This is a genomic window from Ekhidna sp., from assembly GCF_965228795.1.
GTDB lineage: Bacteria > Bacteroidota > Bacteroidia > Cytophagales > Cyclobacteriaceae > Ekhidna.
Genome location: NZ_OZ245839.1, coordinates 158179 through 180330 on the forward strand (window position 1 = coordinate 158179; position 22152 = coordinate 180330).

Sequence of the window (22152 nt, forward strand, 5' to 3'; positions counted from 1 at the left end):
GGCATATAGCCGGTTTTATCATTTTTAGAACAATTTATACTGCGGTGGCACAATCCCATTCATGCGTAAATAGATGGCTGCCTGCCCTCTATGGTGGGAGATGTGCTCGTGAGCTTTTTGAATCCAGGCAAGCCTGGTTATTTTAAATGGTCCTCTCTCCACAATTTCACCAAAAGAATCAGGATCCATGTTCCTAATAGCATCAATAGCAAAATCGAAGCTTTCAGTCACCATTCGCTTTACCTCTTCTTTTGATTGTAGTGCTTCATCTTTCTCCAGATTTGCATTTGCATAAATCCTATCCGCACCTGTTCCATTACTAGACAGCCCAATGGTGCCCTGAGAAGCATGCAAAAACTGTTGAGCATAAGTCCTTACATCTTCAGTAGGTTGGTAGTCAAATTTATCTGCAGGCATAGCCTCCACATAGTCCAGAGATAATGCTTTGGCTCGTTCAAAATCAGCAACAAGAGTTTCAGTTGTCACTTGAGAGTAAGCGCTTGTTATTATTAACAGAGCAAATAGTAATGTCATTAATTTTTTCATAGTAGTAGGGTTTTCGTCTTATTCTTATAACGCCTGAATTTGTGTGTAGCTAATGAACTTTACATGAGTGGTGAAAAAGAATATTCCTGTTATGGAACGATCTTTTAAATATTCCGATTAAATTTATTTACCTATTACCCGTAACAAATACGTCATGACTGCAGAAGAAATCCAATCCCAAATCGAAGAATTAGAAGCAAAACTTACCGGAGACATGTTTTCAGACATGGAAATCAAAGACAAAATCCATAATTTGAAGATGAAGCAGAACGGAACTCGTCCCATGAACTCTGAGATTGAGTGCGTCGGTTGCGGTAGTTAATCGAATAGTTCTTAGCACCTTCTTTTAGGATACGTATATATAGTTAGGATTGAAAATCTTAACTATGCGTAAACTTCATTACATATTTCGCGCAACCGTGGCTTTCCTTTCCATTGTGCTGTTTATCACCACGTGTGCGTGATACGTTAGTCTAAGATTTAATTTCGCTTATACACACTTAAGATTGAAACGGTCATTTCTTTTTCAGTAAGTCTAACCCCATAAATTGTTTCAAGGATTTTTCTTGTTAGTTCAAAATCATTGCACGGAAGCTTAAAATCATATTTTTCATCCTCATCATTTGAAGAAAAAACTACCTTATAAGTATCTTCCAGATGATGAGCCAGCATTTTCAATGTAAACCCTTCGAACAAGCACAAGTCTGAATAAGAGCTGAATCCAGGTCTTACTTTATCAGAAGAACTTTTATCAAGTTTGTAAACATTACTTATACTCAACTCCATCCCGTCAACATCTTTTTCAACAATCTTACTTTCTAGCCCCATGTGGTCAACCACGTCTTTCCATATTGGATCAGTGCCCTTTTTCTTCTCCAGAACGTACCTTAAATCAAATTTTGTTGTGTCTGCTACTGCCACCTCAACTCTGGCCCTAGTTGTACCTGAAAGTTGTGAAAGAATTTCTTCGATGGATTTATTTACAAAGCTGATCTCTTTGGAGTCAGAGCTGTATCCAGAAGACCCCATACTATAATCATTTATAGTAATCTCTATTCCAGGTTTTTGAAAAGACACTTCCTGATTTGAATAAGAAGATCTTAAGCTTCCCTTTACAATATTTCTACTATTCTTAAATAGAATAGAATCTATGATTTGCTCGTTCAGATGAGAAGTATGCCCTTTCCATCTAATGATACGATCTTCATCTATTACTAGCGCTGTTGGGAAATAATCAACTCCTATCCCTATTGAGGACTGCTCTTCTTCATACATTCCAATTGTGGCAACAACCTCCTTTTTTGTTAAAAATTTCTTTAGTGATTCCTTATCATCGAAAGTCAGCGCAAAAAATGCTACATCACTTGTGGCATATTGATTTACCAATTCATTAAAGTGTGGCAGTGACCATATACATGGCGCACATTGAATAAACCAAAAGTCGATAATCATTGGCATATTCTCTTTTGCACGATTGTTTTCGTTGTACCAGTTAACTTCTTCTAAAGAAGGGAATTTGTCACCGACCTTAAATGATTGTGCAGGCAAATTCCAACAATAGAAAAATAGGAATAGGGTGAAAACCAACGTTTTTAGATTCATAAATAACGAATTTAGCACTCTCTATTTAATTAAAAAATCAATTAAAATCTTTTTGCAGAAGCCTATTATAAAGTTGAACTGTCTTTATCCCATAAAGACACTTATATGAAACGCATTCCGGCTGCATTTTTACTTCTTTTATTGGCATTTTCATCACTATCACAAGATGTATCCGAGTATGATTATATCGGGAGTTACGGTGATTTAGAACACAGTGGGTTAGCACTTGTAAGAAAAGAAAACAGGTATGGCTTGATCGACCGACAAGGCAAAGAGGTGCTACCTGTTGTGTATGAAAAAATATATGATTTCGGATCCACATCTCCGAATTGGGCAAAAGTTCAAAAAGATGGATTGTTTGGTTTTATAGACAGAGCAGGAGCCATTGTAGTAAAACCTGTTTATGAACGGATCTACTCATTCGGAGATAAGAATATCAACTGGGCGATGGTCTCTAAAGGAGGGCTGTTCGGATTCATTGATCGAGCCGGTCAGGAAGTTGTTGCACCCCTCTATAGTTCCATTGGATCATTCGGATCGTATGGTGTCTCCTGGGCGAAAGTTCAGAAAGATGGCCTTTATGGCTTTCTTGACAGAGCCGGAAAAGAGGTTGTCCCAGCCGTTTATTCGCGCATTGGAAGCTTTGGATCAGTCGGAACGGACTGGGCAAAAGTGGAAAAAAATGGTTTGACAGGCTTTATCGATCGAGCTGGAAAGGAGGTAGTAACTCCAAAGTATTCTTCTGTTTCATCTTTTGGAACCATTGTAAGTCACTGGGCACGTGTAGAAAAAAATGGGCTTTATGGTGTGATCGATCGATCCGGAAGGGAGGTTATTGCTCCCGCTTATGAACGAATTTATGATTTTGGAAGCAAAGGTGCTTCGCACCTGGCCATGGTTAGGAAAAACGGAAGATATGGGTTTATTGATAAGTCCGGACGAGAAGTAGTGCCCCCTATTTATGATCGAATCAGCTACTTCGATAGAGAAAACTCCAACTGGTCGCTTGTAGAGAAAAACGGAAAATTTGGCTTCATCGATAAGAGTGGAAAAATAGTGGTGCCGGTGGCAATGGCAGACTTAAGCCGTAGCTTTCATGAGCTTAGCGATCACTTCAGCTCCAAAGGCACTCATATTGGTAATAATGGGCCTGTGAAAAAGTTTTGGGTTAGTGATTTTGTTGGTGAATATGCGTTGATAAAAAGCAAAAAGACCTGGAAGCTTGGTGTCATTGATACGGACTTCAAGGTCGTGGTTCCGGTAGAGTATCAGAAAATCATGGTGGACACAAAGGGAAATATCCACGTCTGGAAATAAAAAAGGATGCCAAATGGCACCCTTTCATTAACACTTTCTTAGCGGACTTTATTTATTAAAGGTTTCTTTAAAGAATACGGTCATCTCAGCCCAGCTTGCACTGTCAGCATATGAATTGTACGCCAAACCTCCTTTTAATGCCTCAAACTCGTTGGCTAAAGAATCAGCATCTTTATTTGTAAAAGCATGCTTAGTGTCTTCATAGGCGATGTAGTTGTAATCCACACCTGCAGCATCCATTACTTGCTTAAAGTCTTCGACGTGCTGAGAAGTAATCATTGGATCATCAGCACCATTCGCCACTAGTACTCGTGCTTTTACAGCACCAGAGTCCGGCATGATTGGCAATTGAAGTCCTGCGTGAAATGCTGCCACTGCATCCAGATCGTATCCGGCATTGGCCATACTCAGCACTACAGTTCCTCCAAAGCAGAATCCAATCGCACCAATCTGCTCATTGTCAACATTTGGATGATTTTTCAATGTGTTTAGCGCTGCTTCAAACCGAGCCTGGGCTTCATCAATATTTCCCATTACCATACCTGCAAATTCACCAGCCTCTCCCGGGTGAGCAGCTTGTTTTCCGTCACCATACATATCTACCGCCATGGCTACATAGCCAAGTTCAGCCAGCATGTCAGCTCTGTTTCGTGCGTGCTCATTATGCCCCCACCATTCGTGTACCACCAGTATACCCGGTCGCTTGGAAGAGTCATTTACATCTAGCGAAATGTATCCAACCATCGTGGTAGAGTCGGTAGCGTATGAAGAGACCTTTCCAATTACTTTTACAGGAACTTCTTCAGCTGCCTCGCTTTCTGATTCACTTTGTGTACTGGTACAAGCGATTGCAAATGCACCAATTAAAAATGCGTAAAACAGTTTCAATTTCATCGTTTTAGGTTTTTAAGTTTTGTATAAAGGTAAACAGGAAACCGCTATACACTGTTCCGATAAATGTGAAAGCGTGCAATAGACCCTATTCTTTGATCCTTAATTCGTCAGATAATTCATTCGTATCTGAGTCCTTCCTGACAAATCCGTTTTGCAACAGAAGCTCTTTACATTGATTGATCCCGCTGACTAGTCCTTCTCCTATTTTATTTTGCTTTAACCCATCAGTAATAAGAGCGACCACCTTCTCCCAGTCTTCTTTGTCCACCTTGGCATTGATCCCTTCGTCACCCATGACTAACACGACATGCTCTAGTCTGCTTATATATATCAATATGCCAACTCGTTCTTTGGTATCATACACTTTTTCATTGATAAATGCCTCTTTAGCCCTGAGCGAAATCATCTCCATAGCTCTTTCCTCCGAAACGAGAATTCTCTTTAAAACCGGGAACAATGTTGGTAGAAAATACCCGACAACCATTAGTCCGAGAATCACAAAAAAGACCTCAAGAAAAGATAAGGCGGGAAGCATCCATGTATAGGATAGAAGGGCAATTATTCCAAACCCTGAAATTCCAAGGATTGATGATAGATGCCAGGAGACTTCAGCATAGTCGTCACTTTTTCTTGTGAAAAAAGGGACAATCTCACCGCATGACTCCTTTTCTAGTGCTTGAACCGCCTCCTTGACTTGATGCTTTTCTTCGTTTGTGAATATATATTTTTTCATATGCTTCAAATTTTACCAGCCGCCCGATGCGCCTCCACCGCCAAATCCTCCTCCACCACCAGAGAACCCACCACCACTGAAGCCGCCTCCTCCGCCCCATCCTGAAGAGCCTCCTACATAGCCTCCATAATATCCGCCTCCACGTCGGCCGCCTCCCCCGGAACCAATGCCATTTAAAAAGAAGAAAGACATTAGTGAAGCAAATACGCCAGCGGAGAGGTTTACTAACAGCCACACAACTAGAAATATGCCAATCACTACAACAACACTGCTTTTTGTATTACCTAATTTCTTTGCAAGGAGAACCTTTGCAACAATCATTACTATGATTAGGATTACGATACCGGAAAAAGAAAAGAGGGCAATGAATTTTTTATTAGAAGTCTGTCTGGAATCGCTTGCAACCTCTGGCAGCTCTTCCCCATCGATTAAGCCAATGATCGCCTCTACACCCTCTTCAACTCCCAGGTAATAATCTCCATCACGAAAATGAGGAACAATAATGTTGCTGATTATACGCTTAGCATACGCATCCGGAATGGCTCCTTCTAACCCATATCCTACCTCTATTCGTAGTTTTCGGTCATTTTTTGCAATGACCAAAAGCACGCCATCATCCACATCTTCTCTGCCTAGTTTCCACTGATCCACGACTCGGATGGAATATTGCTCGATGGTCTCCGGTTCAGTGGTATTTACAGTCAGAATAGCTAGTTGGCTGCCCTTTCTTTCTTCAAGGTCTTTTAGTTGATTGGTCAGGTATGCTTCCTCGCTTGGTGATAACAAGTTTGCCAGGTCGGTAACTCGTTCTGTAAGTGTCGGGACTTCCTGCTGGTCTTGGGCATTCAAATGGATTGATGCCATCATTGCGACAAGCAAAAGGACTATTGATTTTAGGTATGATTTCATATCTTCGATGAAAATAAGGAAAATATAAGTTCTTCAAGAGTCTTGAGCTTTGAATATTAAATAAAACCCTATGAGCAAGCGAGTAATTACCATTCTGATCATTGTAGTCGTTGTTTTTCTTGGATATAACTTTTTCGCCGGGAAGTATAACAGCATGGTGACTATGGATGAAGAAGTGAATACCGAATGGGCGAATGTTGAAACACAATATCAGCGGAGATACGACCTTATTCCGAACCTAGTAAATACGGTAAAGGGTTTTGCAGAGCAAGAAAAAGAAGTGCTGACACAGGTGACAGAGGCAAGAGCGAAAGCATCAAGCATCCAAATCGACCCTTCGAACCTTAATCAGGAAGCCCTTCAAAATTTTGCCAATGCTCAGGGGCAATTAAACTCTGCGCTTTCCAGGTTATTGGTAACCGTAGAGCGATATCCGGATTTAAAATCCAATCAAAATTTCCTTGAGCTACAGGCTCAATTGGAAGGTACTGAAAATAGAATTTCAGTGGCTCGTACCCGGTACAATGAGAAGACCAAGGCGTACAATACATACATTCGTAAGTTTCCTAATACGATGTTGGCAGGAATGTTCGGCTTTGAAAGAAAGCCGCTTTACGAAGCAACAGAAGGAGCAGAAACTGCACCTACGGTTGAGTTTTAATGTCAATTCAGAAAATCGTTGATGTGCTTGACCAGATCTTCAAAGACTTCCTTCTTCGGAAGAAGGTCCTCTTTATTGGCACCAGCCACTGGTCTTGATACCGTCTGATGAGATTCCTGAAGGTACTGCTCGCAGAGCTTCAGATCTTTGAGAATGGGATTGTTTTGGTCAAGCGAACAAGCATGTCGGAACTCTTCCAAATATGCTTCATACCATTTAATTGCACTGCTGAAAGAAACCAAAGAGGTAAAAAACGCTTCCAGCGATTTATCTCGTCCGTGCTTGAAATGAAGTTTTTTCGGATCGAAGGTTTCTTCCTGAAGAGACCACAACTTAAGAATATCGTCAGTATGGTCTTCTTCGGCCTGATAGAAAACATCTGTGCGATACAGCGAAGAAATTACCAGTGAAGAGCCATCTGTTAACGATTGAATCAGCGACTTAAAGTTTTGAGCTGTTTTATTCCTGAATGAAAACCCAGGTGCTTCCTTTCCTTGAATATGGATGTATCGGAGCATGACTCAATATTTTAACAATTTAACCAAGTTAACCTTTTGCACCTGCATCTGTCAAGAGCTTAGCTATTGAACTTTGGCCAAACATATTAGCAAACGACAAGGCTGTCTGTCCGTCTTTGTTTTTCACATTTACATTCGCTCCTTTTTCAATCAGCATCTTCGCGATATCATGAAATCCCTTGAAGCTCACTCCCATTAAGGCAGTGTTTCCGGAAGCATCTTGTGCGTTGATATCAGCTCCGCGTTTGAGCAAAACCTCAGCTACTTTCTGATGACCAAAATAGGTCGCCAAAATCAAAGGCGTAAAGCCTCGTTCATCTTGCATATTTACTAATGCAGGACTTTCCTGCACCATCCGTTCTACGGTGATTGAATCACCATTTTGAATCAATGTTGATAGTTTGGCGGCTTCCATGTGATGAGTTTTACAAAAAGATAACTAAAAAAAGGGCCCGATAAAATCGAGCCCCTAGCTGGTTCTTAATTCAAATCGAATCGATCTGCGTTCATCACCTTTGTCCAGGCACTGATAAAGTCCTGAACAAACTTTTCCTTATTATCATCTTGTGCGTACAACTCTGCATACCCTCGTAGAATGGAATTAGATCCAAACACCAGGTCTGCTCGGGTTGCTGTGTAGACAACCTCTCCGGTTTTTCTGCTTTTTCCCTCATAGAGATTTTCTCCTTTTGGCTCCCATTTGTAAGCCATGTCAGTCAGATTCACAAAAAAGTCATTGGTTAGCGTCCCTACCTTGTCTGTAAACACACCGTGTTTAGTTCCCCCATAGTTTGCACCTATCACTCGCATTCCCCCAACCAAAACCGTCATTTCCGGAGCAGTCAGTCCAAGCAACTGTGCGTGATCCAGCATCATTTCTTCCGCTGTAGATGCATATGCTTTCTTTTGGTAGTTTCTAAACCCATCTGCTACTCGTTCAAGCGGCTCAAATGCCTCAACGTCGGTCATCTCCTGCGTAGCATCACCTCTTCCCGGAGCGAATGGTACGGAGACATTGTGCCCGGCAGCCTTTGCTGCATTCTCAACACCCACGCATCCTGCTAATACGATGGCATCCGCAATGCTTGCGTTAAATTCTTTGGCCAGAGGTTCTAGCTTAGAAAGCACTTTTGATAGCCTCTCGGGCTCATTTCCTTCCCAATCTTTCTGTGGTGCCAGCCTGATCCTGGCTCCATTGGCGCCCCCTCTCATATCCGAACCTCGGAAAGTTCTAGCGCTATCCCAGGCAGTAGCTACCATTTCACCTATGGAAATTCCGGAATCAGCAATTTTAGCTTTCAAGCCATCCACATCATAAGAGGCATTTCCCGGCTCGATTGGATCTTGCCAAATCAAGTCCTCTTTTGGAACACTAGGCCCAATGTATCTGGTCTTGGGACCCATATCTCTGTGCGTAAGCTTAAACCAAGCCTTGGCAAATGTTTTTGAGAAGTACTCCTGATCATCTTTAAATTTCATAGAAATCTCACGGTATATCGGATCCTCACGCATTGCCATGTCTGCATCTGTCATCATCGGCATGGTTTTAACCGATGGATCTTCCACATCAGAAGGCATGTCTTCTTCCTTAATGTCCTTAGGCATCCACTGATAAGCACCTGCGGGGCTTTTCTTGAGTTCCCATTCGTGCTCAAAAAGCATTTTGAAGTAACCATTGTCCCACTTGGTTGGCTCTGATGTCCAGGCACCTTCCAGACCACTGGTCACAGAGTCTCTTCCAACGCCGCTTTTTTGGTTGTTCGCCCATCCGAATCCTTGCTCTTCCAGGGCAGCTCCTTCGGGTTCAGGGCCAAGCTTATTGGCATCTCCATTTCCATGAGCTTTACCTACGGTGTGACCGCCAGCTGTTAGCGCCACCGTTTCCTCATCATTCATAGCCATTCGCTTGAATGTCTCTCTTACCTGGGCTGCCGTTTTAAGTGGATCAGGCTTTCCGTTTACTCCTTCCGGATTCACATAAATAAGTCCCATGTGAACAGCCGCTAATGGATTCTCTAGTGTAGATGGATCCTCCAGGTTTGCATATCGCTCTTCACTTGGTGCAAGAAACTCCTTCTCTGCCCCCCAATAAATGTCTTTTTCCGGGTGCCAGATATCGGGTCTCCCGTATGAGAAACCATACATTTCAAGCCCCATTGTTTCATAGGCAGCATTTCCGGCCAGAATAAAAAGGTCTGCCCAGCTGATTTTGTTGCCATATTTCTTTTTGATAGGCCATAGTAATCTTCGGGCTTTATCCAGACTGGCATTATCAGGCCATGAGTTTAAAGGACTGAACCGCTGGTTGCCTGTGCCGGCTCCACCCCGACCGTCAGAAATTCGATACGTACCGGCAGCATGCCAGGCCATCCGAATCATAAATCCACCATAATGACCCCAGTCTGCAGGCCACCAATCCTGACTATCCGTCATTAAGGCATGCATGTCTGCCTGAATAGCATCATAGTCTAAATCTTTGACTGCCTCTCTATAGTCATAATCTTCATCGTATGGATTCGTTTTGGAATCGTGCTGGCTTAGGATATCCAGATTAAGGGAGTTTGGCCACCAATGTTTATCAGTAGTGCCTGTAGATGTGTTGCCACCGTGGAAGGGACACTTGCTTGCCCCATTTGAAGATGCGTTCATATTCATTTTAGAAAAGGTTTTAATACTTTAACTAAAGTAAATCTATCATTTAGATTATTTATAAAATTTATATGTCTATAAAATCAACTTATATTAAAATGTTCGGTGGTTTGCTGCTCTTTTCACTTTCCCTGAACGTTTCTGCACAGTCAAAGAAAAATTTTAAAACCAAATATGATCGTGATGATTTGGAGCTAGTGCCACCAGCACCTGATTATGATCAAATGAAATATTGGATTGCTCACCCTGACATTCAGGATATGGCCGATGAAGTGCCCGGAAAAGGTGAACTGAAAGAATATCAAGCCAATGCAGCAGTCGATGTGTTTTTTGTATATCCGACGATATATTCTAAGAAGCAGGATAAAGAACACCCGTGGTTTGCAGATGTAAATGATAATAAACTAAATGAAGACATAGCGACCTCCACTATTAAATACCAGGCAAGTGTCTTCAACGGCTCAGCTAAAGTGTATTCCCCCCTTTACCGTCAAGCTCACATTGGCGTTTATTACATTGACAATTTGCCTCTTAAGGTAGAGGCATTGGAATTTGCATACACTGATGTCAAAAAAGCCTTTGAATACTACCTGGAACATTGGAATGATGGCAGGCCTATAATCATTGCCTCACATAGTCAAGGCACCAACCATGCAGTGAAACTCCTACGCGAATTTTTTGAGAATAGGCCATTAATGGATCAACTGGTTGCAGCCTATATTGTGGGAATGCCGCTAGACAAAGGGACGTTTTCATACATCCCAAGCTGTGATGATCCTGATGATACGGGCTGCTGGCTCACCTGGAATACATACGCCAGGGATTATTATCCTGCCAATCATGAATTTTGGTATGGAGATGCATTGAATGTAAATCCACTTACATGGACGACAGATACTACATATGTGTCGTGGGGAAAGAATAAAGGAGGACTGCTGAAAAACTTTAAAAAAATACGGCCCGGTCTGGCAGATGCACAAAATAAGGATGGTATGCTCTGGATCAATAAACCCCGTTTTTTTGGCAATTTCCTTATGAATTGGAATCGGTATCACATCGTCGATTACAATTTGTATTACCTGAACATTCGGGAAAATGTAGCTCAGCGTGTAGAGGCTTATTTACAAGAGCGAAGACCTGATTGAACATCACTTCCCTTCTTGCTCTGCTTCATACTTTTCTAAAAATCCAGGCAGCAAGTCCAACATTCGTTGCTGGATGTCAAAAAGAGAGGCGCTCGCCAGGTATTCAACTGAAAAGTCGCAGTAGGCTATAAAGCTGGTCAGCTTATCTCCCTCAAGTTTCGTGTTTTCTGCCACCCACTCTCTTGTAAACTTGACATAAGCTTTTGCAGTCATATGTTTTCGCTTTCTGATCTGTTGCATCTTTCGCTTTTCCTTCTCCTTCTTACTGAATGAATGATGCATTGCAGAAATGGGATGGAAGAATACGAATACAGGATTTAAGTATTCATTTTTCTCCAAAACCGGATATGGATCCATGACCACTTGAGGAACCCCAAAGACTTTGAAAGTTGTATCCTTCGGCTGCTCTTTGAGCACCATTTCCTTAAATCGTCCGTATTCAGGGAAGTCACCGACAACAACTTCGTCCAGATAAATCGTATTTCTGGGCAGAAGAAATTCTTTTTCTTGTTCATTGAACCAGGACGAATCGGCTACCCACAAAAGTGTCTTGTACCCCACACTGGAAATAACCACCGAATCTCCGACCCGACCAGGTATCCGAAATTTGCCTTCTGCATTGGTGGATGTCAGGCTTCCGGCATTTACATTTCGTATATGCGCTCCTATGAGTCGTTCATTGCTCACACTATCCACCACCACACCAAAGACATAGGTTCGCTGCGCTGAAGCCATCAGGAAAACGAGCGTAAACAGTATCGTGAATAGCCACCTCAAAGATCAAATATCAGGATAATGTTAACGAGGTTTTTTGATTTAGGATTATTTAACATTTTGACCATCTATGGGTTTTTAGTCCAATGATTACGTTCAAAAAACATTCTGGGATCTATACACTTAGTGTAATGCAAGAATTACCCATAGGGTTGTCTGAGGCATGGTCCTTCTTTTCTTCACCCAAAAACCTGGTGCGAATCACTCCTGCTCACATGGGGTTTAAAATCACAACGGGTGAGCCGGAGAGGATGTATCCCGGACAGATCATTAGCTATAAGGTGTCGCCGCTACCGGGAATAAAAACCAATTGGGTGACAGAGATTACCCATGTAGAAGATGGGAAGTTCTTTGTGGACGAACAGCGATTCGGGCCTTACAGCATGTGGCACCATGAGCATCATTTTGAAGAAATACCTGGCGGTGTACGAATGACAGATAAAGTGTCCTATAAAATCCCGTTTGGCATACTTGGTCATTTGGCACAAGGCATCATGGTAAAACGACAGCTAAAGGGAATCTTTGAATATCGTATGAAGACACTGGAAGAGATGTTTGGTAAGTAGCTGTTTTATAGGTTTTATTAAATTTATAGGAGCCAACTAATTTTTCGTCTTTGAAGAATTTTCTGATTTTGCTTCTAATTATCGTGAATCTTATAGCAGCTGGTTTCCTTGCTGTAAGAACGTATGATTATGAGCTGGTTCTAAAAGGTATATCAGAAGGTGAAAACATTATCACTATCAAATATGATGATTTAGATGGTGATGGGGAAAAAGAAGAAGTCCTTATAAAGGATTATGATAACATATATACGGTATTAAACATTGGCTCAACTAACGGATTTGTTTCTGATCTGAAAATAGAGGGGAAGATAAAATCCCCAGGAGCTATATTATTTCATGACCTTGATTCCGATGGAATCAAAGAAATCTTGACCATCACTCGACATCTTGACACTTTGAGACTGAACTATTCAGATCTCTATTCAGTAAAAGAAACGCATGATATAATCTCAGTAGACCCTAACTTCTCGTTGGAGAATTATGATTATCTAATTGATTTTGCCGGTGTTTATAATAAGCAAATCATTTTTTCCATAAACGCCGGATACCCGCTAACGCCAAGAGCTATATATTCTTTCAAGTGGGATACTAAGGAAATAAATAGAACAGAGGATCCAGGCTCCTTGCTATTAAATCCATACTTATTTGATCTGGATAAAGATGGAATTCCCGAAATCATCACCCGATCATTTGCTCCTGAAAACATCCATTATCCGGTACCATATTCTGATAGCTCATCATGGTTAAGAGTTTTTGATCTTCATCTTGATCATTTCTTTGAACCGATCGAATATCCTCATAGGACAAGTAAAATAAGGGTAAATCCAATACGGACTGATTCTTCAAATTTTTTAGCTGTCTCAGCAAAATACGGAAGGTCTAAGGATATTAATCCGAGTATATCATTGATTAATGAAAGCGGCGAAATTATTCGAGAGAGGGAGAGTGTCGACATAATTGATTTGTTTCAATATCATAAGAATCTGTATACCTACAATTATGGCACAAAATCGTTTGCACGATTGAATGATAACCTTGAAGAAGATCAACTAGTAATTACAACCGAGGTGATTCCCAACCCTAAGGATTTACCAGCCCAAAATTTTAAGCCAAATGATGCTTTTTTTTATGTGTCTTCTAGAAGCAACGTACTATCCGTAGTTTCAAACGATCTTGATATGGAGGCGATCTATGAGCTTAGCGAACCTATTCTTGAAACATCCTATGATGGAAATAAGATATATGCACTGACATCAGATAAGCGTTACCTTTTTAGTTATGAAAGGCAGAGCAATAAAACAGGCTGGCTGATTTTTAGTGGGTTGATACTCTTGCAGGCAGGGTTGGTGTTATGGAAAGGCCGGAAGAAAAAAGGAGAAAAAAAGGATAAGGATTTCATCATTTTTAAAACAGGCGATGAGCGACTTAAAGTGAAATTTGACGATATAGAATACCTGGAAGCTGCCGGTGGTCCCTACACAAATGTTTACCTATCAACTCAGGAAAGACCATTACTGATTGTGAAGAATATTGGAGCTATTGAAAAAGAGCTGCCGGAGCGGTTTGTTAGGATTTCGAGGAAGCATGTTGTTGAGAAAGATAAAGTCATTAGCATTAACTCGAAAACCAAAACAGTTACTCTTCTGTCCTCATTCGGCGAAATGGAGCTCAGTATTTCTAAGGACAGGGTGACTTCATTCCAAGCCACAGTTTCATAAAAAAACATTACTCCTTATTAACAAACAAGCTAGGTTTATTAAATAGGCTTTATTTCTTGTTTCAAATTCTGATTCTGGGTTTTTAATTGAACTCTATACCTAAAATCTAAATCAATGAAACAAACACTGATCACTTCCCTTTTTTGTTTTTTGCTACTATTAACCAATTGTGGAAAGGAAGATATCCCGAATAAAGCTCCTGAGATTAGCATTATAAATCCCAGCAATAATGCTGATATTTCTTTTAATAGTAGTTTTGATGTTTTATTCAATGCTTCTGATTCCGATGGTGAAATTGTGAAAATAGATTTATTTTTAGATAACAGAAGAATTAAGTCTATAAATGATGAGAGCAATTCCTTCAGGATTATTGCATCAGAAATAGGAATAGGACAACATATTTTAAAAGCAATAGCAACAGATGACAAGAATGCTCAAGGAGAAAGCAATTCCATCACTTTTAAAATATCAGTCTCAGAAGGGACTATTAGTGATTTTGCTGAAAAGGAACGAACAGATACAACAATAACTTTTACCTATAAAATTGATGATCTTGGCGGTGGAAGTATTATTAAAACCGGGATTTGTTGGAGCACTTCAGGAAACCCAACAATAGAGGATAATGAGATTCTTGCAGAAGAAATTGAAACTATTTTTTTGGCAACCATCAGCAATACTTCTCCAACAACAATATATTATGTTAGGGCTTTTCTAGAAAATGAGGAAAAGTTGAACTATTCGCCTATAGTTCAGGTCACTAGCAATGAAATTCTGGGCTTAGTGGAAACTATAAGTATAGATGAGGCAATTGGATTAAGCGCAAAGGCAACCGGTAAGGTCATTAATACTGGAGGTAATAATACTAGAGATTTTGGTTTTGTGTGGTCTTTGAACACAAATGCGACTATTGGTGATCAAAAAATTAGTGTGAATCAATATTCAAATTCATCTAGTTATGATACAGTGATTGAACTGGGAGAAGCAAACACAACCTACTACATACGATCATATTTCGAAAATGGAAGAGGCATTGTATACGGTGATGAACTAACTGTTTTAACGGATGATTTTGCAACTATACAACTTAATAATATAAATAACATAACTGACTCAGCCATTACAGCTTCTATTGCATTAGGAGACTTAGGGCGTTCTGAAATTATTGAAAAGGGGATTATTTTAAGTGCTAGGACCAGTGAGTTTGATGTTTCAAATGCCGATATAGTTTCTGTACTTGATGAGCATACTTCAACAAAAAGTATTAACGGCTTAATTCCTAATACAGTCTATTACCTTAAAGCATATGTGAAAAATGAAGTCGGCTACTCTTATTCTGAAAATACTGAAATTAAAACAAAACCTACATCTCCTCAAGTTTCAATTTCAAAAATTGTAAACATAACGGAGACAAGTGCGCTTATTGAAATAGAAGTAGATGATAATGGTGGAGATGACATAATTCAAAATGGCGTTTACTACTCACACACAAACAATAATCCGTCCGAATCTGACAAGATAATGATTGCAAATGGATCTTCCATTTTAATTTCAGATCTTAATTCCAATACAAAATATCATGTAAAACCATTCGCAAAGAACTCATATAGAACGGGGCTCGGCAAGGTTGAAGAATTTAGAACTTTGGAGATTTTATCGAGCGATCAATTAATTAAATATGATGATGGTAATTTTGAAGCAAATGTGTTTTCAACCGAAAAAGATAATGTTTTTGTTCAGACCTTTGACTTACCTAGTCAATTTGGGTCTAAGTTTGAGATAACCAATGCTCATATATATTTTTCTTCTTTCAATGCATTTTCAGAAGCTCAGTATGATTTGATTATTTACGATCAGTTTGATACTCAAATTGATTCACAAACTGGAGTAAATGTCTTTTTGCCTATTAATGGAACTATTATTAAAAGGAATCTAAGTGTCAATGGACAAGGCTGGAATTCCGTTTCACTTAACCACGAACTAAATAATAGCCGTTTTGCTATTGGATTTAAATCCATAACGGATTATAAGTTTGATGTTGCATTTGATATAAAGTCAGACGATGTGAATTTTTATAGAGCATTAATTTATACGAACCAAAATAATAGGGTTTGGATAAGAAATGGATATTGGGGGATTCGATTAACAATAAAAGATCTATATGACAACACTTATAGTATTTCAACTACTAGCAAAATGATATATGAACCTCGGAACTTACGAAAAGGAAGAGGTATTAACATCGGAGAGAGCTTATATATTGAAAAGTTAAATATATCAAATAAATAAGTCAAAACACTCCCTAATTTGTATATTTATCGGTTTTTTGAGGAAAATGATTTATGGATATAAATCCTTTTATCAGAATGGAAAAACACATAATTTTCATTGTATTAAATCCTCTAGCAATGTTTGGTAAGTAGCCTATCTTTAATGGCTAGCACACCAACACATTTATCATGGATCGCAGAAAAGTTCTCAAAGGATTGGGTTTCGGTTTCGCTACCCTTCCTTTCATTCAGGTCAAAGCCACTCAACCCACACTAAAAGACTATTCGAGCTACTTCACCACCGATCAAACAACAGATGAAAAGTTCTGGAAAAAGTTTAGGAAAGACTTTTATGACGTGCCTGATGATTTCATAAATCTTGAAAATGGATACTTTGGCGTTCAGCCAATACCTGTTTACAAAGCCTATCTGCAAAACATTGAGCAAGTCAATGTCAACTCATCCAGATACCTGCGCACGGATTATTCTAAGGACTTCACCGAAATTAAATCAGGGCTTTCCGATTTTGCCTGCATTGATGCTGGAGAGGCTTTGATCACTCGAAATGCCACAGAAGCATTGAATATCGCAATACAGGGCCTTGACTGGCAAAAAGGTGATGAGGTTATTCTGTCCGGGCAAGACTACTTCAGCATGATCGAAACGTTTGAAATGCTGGAAAAACAGAAGGGCATCATTGTCAGGCGAATAGATCTTCCTTTGTTGCCGGAAAGTGATGAAGAAATCATCAAGCAATATGAAGCTGCAGTTTCCTCAAACACCAGGTGCATTTTGTTGACCCACATGATTCACCTAACCGGGCAAATCTTACCTGTCAAAAAGATCGCCGATCGATTTAAACCTCAAGGCATAGATATCATTGTGGATGCTGCACACAGCTTTGCTCAGATCGATTTTAATTTGAAAGATTTGGGTGCAGATTTTGTGGGTGTAACCCTTCATAAATGGTTTGGCAATCCACTTGGTGCGGGATTGCTTTATGTCAATAAAACCAGGATAAAAGACCTCTCTCCCCTTTTTGGTGATAGTGGGGCGGATGCAGATGACATCAAAAAATTAGACCATTTTGGCACCTTATCAGTCCCAACTATCCTAACCATTCCAAATGCTCAGGCATTTAATGAGACCATAACCATCCCAGTGAAAGAAAAGCGGTTGCGCTACCTTCAAAACTATTGGACTTCCAGAGCGAAAGAGATCCCCAATGTTATGGTCACTACTCCTTACGATCCTGCAAGAAGCTGTGCAATAGCCAGTTTTAAAATCGAAGGGATGCAGACAAAGGATGTGATCCAACAACTGTATGACAAAAAGAAAGTCTTCACGGTCATACGTTATTTACCGGATCAGGAAGTAGTGAGGGTTACTCCAAGCCTTTACAATCTCACGGAAGAACTTGATGTATTAATCGATGGTATTAAATCCATCGCCTAGAATCAGGAATTATGAAAAACCTTATCAAAATAGAAGAACTCACTATGTTCCTCCTTACTATTTATCTGTTCAGCTTCCTTGATTATGCCTGGTGGGTCTACCTCATGTTGATTTTAACACCAGATATAGGCATGCTTGGCTATCTCATCAACACTAAGGTTGGGGCTACTACTTACAATTTGTTCCATCACAAAGGCATTGCAATTATCATCGGATTTTTGGGTATCTGGTGGTTGATACCGGAATTGCAGCTAGCCGGAATCATTCTGTTTGGTCATTCCAGTATGGACAGGGTTTTTGGCTATGGATTAAAGTTTAGTGATAACTTTAGACATACACATCTTGGAAACTTATAATTACGGCTAAAGTAACCTGAGCTAATTCTCTTTAGCTAAAACAGCATATAAAAAGTAAACTTTTATTTACTTTTGATTGTAGTAATAGTAAATTATAATTTACCTTCGAAAGGTGAAATGCTCCCAGCTATTGAAAATTTTGATGAAAGATGGATGGTATCCAAAATCACAGAAAGGGTCACATATCAAGTTAGTTCATGATGAAAAAGAGGGAATCATTATTTTCCCCAATCATGGGAGTGCTGAGCTAGGTATTGGATTAGAGAAAAAGATTAGAAAACAAGCTGGACTATGAAGCCTGAATTGAAAAGGAAACGAGGATTGATTAATGTTTCTGTTGAAAAAACGGAAACGGGGTATTCTGCTCATAGTGAAAAGTACCCTGTTTATACCACAGGTAGAACTGCTCCTGAGTTATTGAATAATGTAAAGGAGGCCCTTAACTTCTATTTTGAAGATGAAGGCAAGTATATAACACAGGATAACATAAAACTTAATATTGATTTTACCTTATTCTTCCAACATTATAAGGTTTTGAACGCAAAATTTCTAGCTAAGCGAATCGGGATGAATCCAACGTTGCTTAGTCAATATGTTCAAGGGAAAAAATCGCCATCAAGAAAGCAAACAAATAAAATTTTAGAGGGCATTCATGAAATCGGCCGAGAGTTGTCAGAATTGAATTTAGTAAGATAGCATCTCGAATAACTTATAACTATGGCTAAAGCACCTTTTCCTACTGAAGATATGGCACTGACTACCATTTTGGTGGTGTCAGATATGGCTGAATCGAAACATTTTTATCAAAACATACTAGGAGCAGAAATATACAGAGAGTACGGGGGCGACTCCTGTGTCTTACAGTTTTTGGGAAATTGGATACTGCTCGTCACCTCCGGAGGTGAAACAAAAGACAAGCCAAACACCCAGTTTGTACCTCCTAAGAATCCACAAGATGTGAGTCACTCCTTCACTATTCGAGTGAAAGACTGCATGGGTTGCTATGAAACGTTAAAAGAAAGAGGCGCCAATTTTCTGACACCTCCTGTTGATTGGGGGCAGGAGATACGGGCTTTCTTTAGAGATCCTGATGGTCACTTATTCGAGATCAGCCAGGCATGATCTCCATCGTTATTCCGACACTGAATGAAGCAGCATATTTACGAAAGACCATTCTGCATACCCTATCCAAGGCAAAACATCCTGAGCAACTTGAAATAATAGTTGTAGATGCCGGAAGTGATGATGAAACGATCTCAAGTGTAATCGATCTCGGCATAAACGTTCATTGCATGCCGGACTTTGCCCTGAAAAAGCATAAAAGCCTTAATTATGGCCTGGAAAAGTCTACCGCCGAAGTAGTGATGTTTCTTGATGCAGACACCTTGCTTCCAAATCATTTTGATGAGCATATCAATAAACGCATGGAGGCAAGCAACGTCGTAGGCGGTGCTTTTGAGTTCGCATTTGAAAAACCCGACTGGAAGCTTCAGTTGATCACCTTGGTCAATCGTATTAGGTATCGATTCGGAAAAGTCTTTTACGGTGATCAGGCAGTTTTTGCTCGTAGGCAATCACTGAATGCCATTGGGGGAATACCGAACGAACCACTTATGGAGACTGCCTTTCTTTGTAAGAAACTTAGAAAAGAAGGAAGATTGGTCATTGTCAAGTCCCCTCTGAAGACCTCTCCGCGAAGGTTTTTAACACATGGATTTTTTAAAGTGGCCTGGTTTGATATCAATATGTTCATTCGTTTTAACTTAGGCCTTCCTGTCTCCGATTATGCTATGGCCTATTGGAGCAAAAACCTAAGAGTGAATAAATGAACCAGCCTTTAGTTTCCATCATCATGGCAGCCAGGGACACTGCACCATATTTACCCAAATGTTTGGATTCCATCATCCGTCAGACCTATAAAAAATGGGAGCTGATAGCTATTAACGATCACTCAAAAGATCGAACACCGGATATCTTAAGATGGTATGCTGAGAAAGACGATCGAATTAAAATCGTGCATAGTCGACGTGAAAAATTAATTCCTGCCTTAAAAGAGGGCTATGCACAGGCAAAAGGAGAGTTGATTAACCGGATGGATTCTGATGATTACATGCCGGACGACAAGCTGGAGATACTGGTTACTGAATGGCTGAAGCATGGAAAAGGACACATAATAGCAGGTGGAACAGAGCATTTCGTAGATAAAGGTGAAGTAGGTGATGGCTTTCGAAGGTATGAGCAATGGCTCAATGAAGTGGCCCGAGAGAATAAACACTATCAGGAAATTTATCAGGAGTGCGTGATTCCTTCTCACTGCTGGATTATCCATAAAGATGATTTTGATGCGGTAGATGCATTCAATCCGGAGGTCTATCCGGAAGATTATGACTTGTGTTTCCGCTTTTATAAAAAGGGCTTGAAAGTACATGGCATTGATAAGGTGCTCCATTATTGGCGAGATCGATCGGATCGTATTTCACGTACATGGGAAGAGTACAAGGACAACCGCTACTTTGATTTAAAGCTGCGATACTTCTATCAAACTGATCGTGACCGCTCTCGGCCGTTGTTGCTCTGGGGAGCCGGTCGAAATGGAAAAGACCTGGCTAAACTCCTATTTGAAGAAGAGGATACGTTCCATTGGGTGTGTGACAATAAGCGAAAAGTAGGGAAGGATGTATATGGGATTACCATTCAGCACCAAGACAGCATTTCTGATATTCAAAACCCTCAAATTCTGATTGTAGTGACCTCTCCGGATGAGAAAAAGGAGATCAGAAGTAAGCTTAAAGGATGGGGTAAAAAGCCCGTGAAAGACTTCTGGTTTTTTGCCTGATGAAGTATCGATTTTACATCCTTCCAATAATCGTAATTGCACAGTTTTTCTGCACTTCTTTATGGTTTGCCGGTAATGCAGTGATGCCGGGTCTGATTGTTAAGCTTGACTTACTTACTTCAGATCTGGGATATATCACATCGGCGGTTCAGTTTGGCTTTATTGTGGGCACGTTGGTTTACGCCATGCTTACCATAGCCGATCGTTTTCACCCTTCGCGCGTGTTCTTCATCAGTGCCTGTTTAGGAGCTGCTTTCAACGTTTTGATCGTCTTAGATACTTCGTTTTTCCAATTGCTGACATTTCGGTTTCTAACAGGTTTTTTCCTTGCAGGCATCTATCCGGTGGGGATGAAAATTGCGGCTGATTATTTTGAAAAAGGCCTTGGAAAGGCACTCGGGTTTCTGGTTGGTGCTTTGGTTTTAGGCACAGCTCTCCCTCACTTTCTGGCAAGTATGGATTTTTCCTATGACTGGTCAGGAGTGATCTATGCAACCTCCGGATTAGCGGTTTTTGGTGGATCATTGATTTTATTTTTTGTTCCGAATGGGCCATACCGAAAGCAGGGGCCAAAACTGAAATTGAAAGTAGCAATGAAGGTCTTCGAAAGCAGACCATTCAAGGCTGCAGCTTTCGGATATTTCGGGCATATGTGGGAGCTCTATGCTTTCTGGGCGTTTGTCCCGGCCATGTTGGTTTTCTATGAAAATCTTAACGGTGCAGAAATGGATATTTCTCTCCTGTCATTTCTGGTCATTGGAGGAGGTGCGATCTCCTGTGTTGCAGGAGGTTATCTGTCTGAACGGTTAGGGGAGAAAAAGGTCGCAGCATCATCCCTTTTCATCTCAGGGATTTGCTGTCTCTTGAGTCCGGTTGTCTTTTTTGTTCCTCAACCGATCTTCATTGGGTTTCTCTTCATCTGGGGACTAGTGGTTATTGCAGACTCTCCACTTTTCTCTTCCCTAGTGGCGAAGAATGCGAAATCCGAACTCAAAGGGACAGCACTGACCATAGTGACCTGTATTGGGTTTTCAATCACAATCGTGAGCATTCAATTACTCAATTTTTTTGTCGATAAATACCCCGCCTATTCTTATTTGATACTGACACTTGGGCCAATTTTTGGACTGGTTTCACTTGGCCTCTCCCCCACAATTAAGAAGAAAGCCTCGGTCTAAGGCAACTAAGAATATCATTCAGAGCTGT

At 40.4% G+C, this 22152-nt stretch carries 24 protein-coding genes; 15 read left to right on the forward strand and 9 right to left on the reverse strand.

The features are described from left to right. Window positions 1-24: 24 nt before the first annotated feature. The gene (locus ACQK2H_RS00555) at window positions 25-546 is read right to left on the reverse strand and encodes a DinB family protein (RefSeq protein WP_425389525.1); all 522 of its coding nucleotides are present in this window, start codon (window positions 544-546) and stop codon (window positions 25-27) included. A 154-nt stretch (window positions 547-700) separates the two neighbouring features. Between ACQK2H_RS00555 and ACQK2H_RS00560 the strand changes: the two genes are divergently transcribed. Then, window positions 701-868, forward strand: a complete 168-nt coding sequence (locus ACQK2H_RS00560) for a hypothetical protein (RefSeq protein WP_425389526.1) — start codon at window positions 701-703, stop codon at window positions 866-868. A 158-nt stretch (window positions 869-1026) separates the two neighbouring features. On the opposite strand, the gene ACQK2H_RS00565 is transcribed toward ACQK2H_RS00560, so the two are convergent. After that, entirely contained in the window at window positions 1027-2148 is a 1122-nt protein-coding gene (locus tag ACQK2H_RS00565) for a TlpA family protein disulfide reductase (RefSeq protein ID WP_425389527.1), read from the reverse strand. A gap of 105 nt (window positions 2149-2253) precedes the next feature. Here ACQK2H_RS00565 and ACQK2H_RS00570 point away from each other — a divergent pair, with 105 nt between their 5' ends. Beyond that, window positions 2254-3465 carry a WG repeat-containing protein gene (locus tag ACQK2H_RS00570; RefSeq protein WP_425389528.1) on the forward strand — a complete coding sequence of 404 codons (1212 nt, stop codon included), beginning with the start codon at window positions 2254-2256 and terminating at the stop codon, window positions 3463-3465. A gap of 48 nt (window positions 3466-3513) precedes the next feature. Here the strand turns inward: ACQK2H_RS00570 and ACQK2H_RS00575 are convergent, their stop codons facing one another. From ACQK2H_RS00575 to ACQK2H_RS00585, 3 genes are all read right to left on the reverse strand, one after another. Continuing rightward, a complete protein-coding gene (locus tag ACQK2H_RS00575) occupies window positions 3514-4359 on the reverse strand; it encodes a dienelactone hydrolase family protein (protein ID WP_425389529.1) in 846 nt (281 codons plus the stop codon). Window positions 4360-4444: 85 nt separating this feature from the next. Beyond that, the gene (locus ACQK2H_RS00580; protein WP_425389530.1) at window positions 4445-5092 is read right to left on the reverse strand and encodes a TPM domain-containing protein; all 648 of its coding nucleotides are present in this window, start codon (window positions 5090-5092) and stop codon (window positions 4445-4447) included. Window positions 5093-5104: 12 nt separating this feature from the next. After that, window positions 5105-6001, reverse strand: coding sequence for a TPM domain-containing protein (locus tag ACQK2H_RS00585; protein ID WP_425389531.1), 897 nt, complete (start codon window positions 5999-6001; stop codon window positions 5105-5107). A 70-nt stretch (window positions 6002-6071) separates the two neighbouring features. Here ACQK2H_RS00585 and ACQK2H_RS00590 point away from each other — a divergent pair, with 70 nt between their 5' ends. Continuing rightward, the gene (locus tag ACQK2H_RS00590) at window positions 6072-6662 is read left to right on the forward strand and encodes a LemA family protein (RefSeq protein WP_425389532.1); all 591 of its coding nucleotides are present in this window, start codon (window positions 6072-6074) and stop codon (window positions 6660-6662) included. A gap of 2 nt (window positions 6663-6664) precedes the next feature. On the opposite strand, the gene ACQK2H_RS00595 is transcribed toward ACQK2H_RS00590, so the two are convergent. The 3 genes from ACQK2H_RS00595 to katG all read right to left on the reverse strand — a co-directional run bounded on the left by ACQK2H_RS00595 (window position 6665) and on the right by katG (window position 9829). Further along, window positions 6665-7180 carry a hypothetical protein gene (locus ACQK2H_RS00595; RefSeq protein ID WP_425389533.1) on the reverse strand — a complete coding sequence of 172 codons (516 nt, stop codon included), beginning with the start codon at window positions 7178-7180 and terminating at the stop codon, window positions 6665-6667. Window positions 7181-7208: 28 nt separating this feature from the next. Further along, a complete protein-coding gene (locus ACQK2H_RS00600; RefSeq protein WP_425389534.1) occupies window positions 7209-7595 on the reverse strand; it encodes an ankyrin repeat domain-containing protein in 387 nt (128 codons plus the stop codon). A 65-nt stretch (window positions 7596-7660) separates the two neighbouring features. After that, window positions 7661-9829 (reverse strand): catalase/peroxidase HPI, encoded by a 2169-nt coding sequence (gene katG / locus ACQK2H_RS00605; protein WP_425393114.1) that lies wholly within the window; start codon window positions 9827-9829, stop codon window positions 7661-7663. Window positions 9830-9900: 71 nt separating this feature from the next. On the opposite strand from katG, the gene ACQK2H_RS00610 reads away from it, so the two are divergent. Then, on the forward strand, window positions 9901-10974 hold the full coding sequence (locus ACQK2H_RS00610; protein WP_425389535.1) for a DUF3089 domain-containing protein: 1074 nt from the start codon (window positions 9901-9903) through the stop codon (window positions 10972-10974). Between the two features lie 3 nt (window positions 10975-10977). Here ACQK2H_RS00610 and ACQK2H_RS00615 read toward each other — a convergent pair whose 3' ends face one another. After that, the gene (locus ACQK2H_RS00615; RefSeq protein WP_425389536.1) at window positions 10978-11751 is read right to left on the reverse strand and encodes a carboxypeptidase-like regulatory domain-containing protein; all 774 of its coding nucleotides are present in this window, start codon (window positions 11749-11751) and stop codon (window positions 10978-10980) included. A gap of 128 nt (window positions 11752-11879) precedes the next feature. Here ACQK2H_RS00615 and ACQK2H_RS00620 point away from each other — a divergent pair, with 128 nt between their 5' ends. From ACQK2H_RS00620 to ACQK2H_RS00670, 11 genes are all read left to right on the forward strand, one after another. Next, window positions 11880-12314: an SRPBCC family protein gene (locus ACQK2H_RS00620; protein ID WP_425389537.1), complete on the forward strand. Its 435-nt coding sequence runs from the start codon at window positions 11880-11882 to the stop codon at window positions 12312-12314. Window positions 12315-12364: 50 nt separating this feature from the next. Next, window positions 12365-14032 carry a LytR/AlgR family response regulator transcription factor gene (locus ACQK2H_RS00625; RefSeq protein WP_425389538.1) on the forward strand — a complete coding sequence of 556 codons (1668 nt, stop codon included), beginning with the start codon at window positions 12365-12367 and terminating at the stop codon, window positions 14030-14032. A gap of 114 nt (window positions 14033-14146) precedes the next feature. Further along, entirely contained in the window at window positions 14147-16318 is a 2172-nt protein-coding gene (locus ACQK2H_RS00630; RefSeq protein ID WP_425389539.1) for an Ig-like domain-containing protein, read from the forward strand. A gap of 170 nt (window positions 16319-16488) precedes the next feature. Further along, on the forward strand, window positions 16489-17754 hold the full coding sequence (locus tag ACQK2H_RS00635; RefSeq protein WP_425389540.1) for an aminotransferase class V-fold PLP-dependent enzyme: 1266 nt from the start codon (window positions 16489-16491) through the stop codon (window positions 17752-17754). A gap of 11 nt (window positions 17755-17765) precedes the next feature. After that, window positions 17766-18110, forward strand: coding sequence for a DUF4260 domain-containing protein (locus ACQK2H_RS00640; protein ID WP_425389541.1), 345 nt, complete (start codon window positions 17766-17768; stop codon window positions 18108-18110). 142 nt (window positions 18111-18252) lie between these two features. Continuing rightward, window positions 18253-18405: a type II toxin-antitoxin system HicA family toxin gene (locus ACQK2H_RS00645; protein ID WP_425389542.1), complete on the forward strand. Its 153-nt coding sequence runs from the start codon at window positions 18253-18255 to the stop codon at window positions 18403-18405. Continuing rightward, complete coding sequence (locus tag ACQK2H_RS00650) at window positions 18402-18806, forward strand: type II toxin-antitoxin system HicB family antitoxin (RefSeq protein WP_425389543.1); 405 nt, start codon at window positions 18402-18404, stop codon at window positions 18804-18806. Before ACQK2H_RS00645 ends, ACQK2H_RS00650 begins: the two co-directional genes overlap by 4 nt. Window positions 18807-18827: 21 nt before the next feature. After that, complete coding sequence (locus ACQK2H_RS00655; RefSeq protein ID WP_425389544.1) at window positions 18828-19232, forward strand: VOC family protein; 405 nt, start codon at window positions 18828-18830, stop codon at window positions 19230-19232. Further along, complete coding sequence (locus tag ACQK2H_RS00660; protein WP_425389545.1) at window positions 19229-19939, forward strand: glycosyltransferase; 711 nt, start codon at window positions 19229-19231, stop codon at window positions 19937-19939. Before ACQK2H_RS00655 ends, ACQK2H_RS00660 begins: the two co-directional genes overlap by 4 nt. Next, entirely contained in the window at window positions 19936-20946 is a 1011-nt protein-coding gene (locus ACQK2H_RS00665) for a glycosyltransferase family 2 protein (RefSeq protein ID WP_425389546.1), read from the forward strand. Before ACQK2H_RS00660 ends, ACQK2H_RS00665 begins: the two co-directional genes overlap by 4 nt. Beyond that, window positions 20946-22124: an MFS transporter gene (locus tag ACQK2H_RS00670; RefSeq protein WP_425389547.1), complete on the forward strand. Its 1179-nt coding sequence runs from the start codon at window positions 20946-20948 to the stop codon at window positions 22122-22124. The genes ACQK2H_RS00665 and ACQK2H_RS00670 overlap by 1 nt, the downstream gene beginning before the upstream one ends. The last annotated feature ends 28 nt before the right edge of the window (window positions 22125-22152 follow it).